Here is a 3,474-nt window from a genome sequence, read left to right as displayed (position 1 = left end):
TCTCGCCAAGTCCTTAGTCTCGCCAAGTTCCGCGCGTTATCTCGGATGCTGCGGTGGGGTCACGCCGCCGCAACAGCCACCCACCCACCGGAGCAGGTGCCCCTTTGATCAAGACTCTGTTGGCGATTTTCACGGTTGTTGCGGTCCTGACGATCAGAGCATGCCTCAAGCTGCTCCTGCTACCCTTCCGAGGCCTTCGCGGCCTGTGGCGGAGCCGACCGGCGGCGGCCTGATCGACCTCTGGGTCCGAGGAAAGAGCGTCGCTTCCCACACGCGGACACTACCGCGGGCTGGCATCCTCCGCCCGGCCGGGATCGACGTTGCCGGAGGCTGGCGGGTTGGAGAGCTGCTGACGTGTGTCGGCCAGCTTGCTCTGCGTGGCCGACAGCTCCTCGCGGGTCGACCGAAGCCGCTCCTCCAGGGCCGCCAACTCCTTGTTCCGCCCGGCCAGTCCCTCCGTCAGCGTCGCGAGCTGCGCCTGCGCCTCGGCCTGCTGCTTCCGAAGCGCTTCGACGCTGGCGGTCTGCCGCTCGCGCTCGTCCTTGAGCGTCCTGACGGAGGCCTCGGCCTGGCCCCGCTCCGACGTCACGCGGTCCCGCTCCGACTGAGCGCCGGCGACCTCCTTCTGCGTGGACGCCAGCGCGTCGCGCGTCTGCTGAAGCTGTTGGCCGATCTGCGCTAAGTCGGCCGTGAGCTTGTCCCGGTTGGCCGTGAGGCCGGCCAGGACCTGCTGCGCATCCTCCCGCGCCTTGGCCGCGCGCGCGGTCTCGGTCCTGGCATCCGAGAGCTCCTTCTGGGCCGCCGCCGCGCCCTCGCGGGCCTTCTGCTGGCTCTCCTCGGCCTTGGCGAGATCGGCGGTCTTGTTCGTCGCCTCCTGCGACATGGCGGTGAGGTCGCTGCGCAGCTTGGCCTCCTGCTGCCGCGTCTCCTCGAGCCTGCGGCCCACGTCCGCCAATTCCTGCGTGCGCACCTTCGCGGTCTGATCCGCGGCGACCGTGGCGTCGCGCAGCGGCGCCAGCTTCTGCTCGGCCTGCTGCACCTGCGCCTGCACCTCGCTCAGACGTTGCGCGCGCGCCTCCGCGTCCTTGGCGGCCTCGGTCGCCTTCTGCTCCGCGGCCTGCCGCTCCTGACCCAGGCTTGCGAGCCGGGCCTGGGCCTGCTCGGCGGCCTGCGCGGCTTGGCGTCCCTGCTGTTCGGCGGCTGCGATCTTCGCCTGCAGCGTCGTCAGGGTACCGGCCGTGCTGCGCTGCTGGTCGAGATCGCTCTGAAGCGCGCCCCGGCTCGTGAGCAGGTCACTGACCCGCTGCTCGTGCACCCGGCGCTGCTTGGCTTGCGTGACGGTGACGATGAGCAGCCAGAGCAGGAGCACCGCGGCCACGACGGCGAGGCTGAACGTCAGGGGCCGACGTAGTTCCGAACGGACATCGATCGTCATGGTAACCTCGTGTTGGCCAGCAGGTGAGGGTAACGCGAGGCATACGCGGAAGGCTCCGGCAAGAGCCCGAACCGGCGCCGCTCGTCGCCGCGACAGCGGTGGCTGCCGGCGAGGAAGACGCGCTTCGGGGCCGCCTCGCCAGCGCCCTCAGCCGCGCGGCGAAGGGCGGCGCCAGGGCCTCGGACAGGCCCGTCATCCCGGCCTCCGGCGGCCTCGCGATGGGAATCTGGCCCTCGGCCGCCAGCAACGCGGCGAATCCGAAGCGGCCGCGGCCCTTCTCGGAGCGACGGTTGCCGTCGGTGAGCAGGCGGCAGAGCCGGCCGTAGGCGGCGCGGTCCATCGGATAGGCGATGGCCTCGAAGCCGCATTCGGTGACGAGGCGGCAGGGCGGCCCATCGGACGCCGGGGCGAGCACATCCTGCACCGGCTTGCTCCGGCGCAGGAGCACCAGGGCGCGGCGCGGCCGGGGCGGGACTGCACGGGCCTCGCTCGGGGGAGGGGGGCTCGCCAGACCGATCGCACGCGGTCCGCGCCACCCGCCACGGGGCTGCCGTCTCGGCCCGCTCGGGAATGTGGCTGCGCCGCGGCTCCAGGCGGATCGGCAGGCGCCCGAGGCGCTGACGCAGGGCGTCGGCAAGATGGCCGGCGACGCCGGGAACGGCGCTGTCCCCGAATCCCGGCAGGCCGGTCTGCCGCGGCGTCGCCGTCGGGAATCGCGCGAGGGCCGCAGGATCGGGCGTGGTCCGGTCATCCCGCAGAAGCGGAAGCGCAGTCCGGGCCGGGACCCACGAAGCCAAGTCACAGGTTTGAAGTCAGTTTCCGCGACCAATCTCACCAAAACGACGCTAACAAGCGGGTCCGTCCCGACGCGGGCCTTCTCGCGTTCGAAGATCCGATGCCTGGGAGCCTTCGCGTGCGAACCATCCGCGTCATCAGCATCGGCACCGGGAACCCGGACCACCTGACGCTGCAGGCCGTCGCGGCGCTCGCCGATGTCGACGTCGTGTTCATGCTCGACAAGGGCGCGGACAAGGACGCGCTCGCGGCCCTCCGCCGGGAGATCTGTGTGCGCCACATCCGCAAGGATTTCCGTCTCGCCGCCGCCGCGGACCCGCCGCGGGACCGTCGGCCCGCCGATTATGCCGGCACGGTCGAGGCGTGGCACGCCGCCCGCGCCGACAGGCTCGAACGGCTCATCGCGGACAACCTCGGGGCAGGGGAGGTCGGGGCCTTCCTGGTCTGGGGCGACCCGGCGCTCTACGACAGCACCCTGCGTATTCTCGACCGCATCCTGGCGCACGACCCGGCCGCCTTCGCGTACGCGGTGATCCCCGGCATCTCCAGCGTGCAGGTGCTGGCGGCCGCCCACCGCATCCCGCTGAACCGGATCGGCGGCCCCGTGCACGTCACCACCGGCCGGGCGATCGCGGGCGGCCTGCCCCCGGGCGACGGCACCACCGTGGTGATGCTCGATGCCGATCCGACCTTCGATCACCTCGATCCCGAGCTGATCATCCACTGGGGCGCCTACCTCGGCTCCGCCGACGAGATCCTGCGTTCGGGTCGGCTCGGAACGGTCGGACCCGAGATCCGCCGCGTCCGCGCCGAGGCCCGCGCCCGCCACGGCTGGATCATGGACATCTACCTGCTGCGCCGGCCCGACGGCGGGTGACGCCGTCGGAGGAGGGGCGTGACGCCGCGCGTCCGCTCAACGCGTTCGCGGGACGCGCCGAACCGGACCGGTCCCGGCATCCCAGGCGGTATCGGGATCGCGGGGCGGCGGTCGCCGGGAACCTGGCCGGACCCCCCTCCTCCCATCCGCATCCAACTCTCAAGTTCCATAATATATCTTATGCGAATTTTGGATGTGGGCTCGGCGTGCTGCCTGGAAGCCGCCTTCGGCCCTCGGCGCACGGAGACCTGCACCTCGGACTCGTAGCCCGTGCCGTCGGCGTTGATGACGAAGATGCGGAAGGTGTCGAGGCCCTCGCCCTCCTCCGCCGCGTAGGTCATCTTCAGGCCGGGCACCTTGCGGCCGT

The 3,474-nt window shown here is 71.5% G+C and carries 3 protein-coding genes; 1 reads left to right on the top strand and 2 read right to left on the bottom strand.

Translation table 11 applies throughout. The annotated features are described in order from the left end of the window. Window positions 1-280: 280 nt before the first annotated feature. Window positions 281-1,435 carry a chromosome partitioning protein ParA gene (locus ACFE8Y_RS15625; RefSeq protein WP_375465306.1) on the bottom strand — a complete coding sequence of 385 codons (1,155 nt, stop codon included), beginning with the start codon at window positions 1,433-1,435 and terminating at the stop codon, window positions 281-283. Between the two features lie 913 nt (window positions 1,436-2,348). Between ACFE8Y_RS15625 and cobF the strand changes: the two genes are divergently transcribed. Beyond that, window positions 2,349-3,107, top strand: coding sequence for a precorrin-6A synthase (deacetylating) (gene cobF, locus ACFE8Y_RS15620; RefSeq protein WP_375465305.1), 759 nt, complete (start codon window positions 2,349-2,351; stop codon window positions 3,105-3,107). Here cobF and ACFE8Y_RS15615 read toward each other — a convergent pair. Beyond that, a partial coding sequence (locus ACFE8Y_RS15615) for a hypothetical protein (RefSeq protein ID WP_375465304.1) occupies window positions 3,077-3,474 on the bottom strand: 398 nt, incomplete at its 5' end. The genes cobF and ACFE8Y_RS15615 overlap by 31 nt on opposite strands.

It is taken from the genome of uncultured Methylobacterium sp. (assembly GCF_964242245.1).
Lineage (GTDB): Bacteria > Pseudomonadota > Alphaproteobacteria > Rhizobiales > Beijerinckiaceae > Methylobacterium.
Note: the sequence above shows the minus strand (reverse complement) of the source record. Positions and strands in the feature narration are given on the sequence as shown.

Excerpts from the sequence above, each read along its gene's own strand:
- ACFE8Y_RS15625 (WP_375465306.1), bottom strand. The coding sequence starts at position 1,435 with ATGACGATCGATGTCCGTTCGGAACTACGTCGGCCCCTGACGTTCAGC.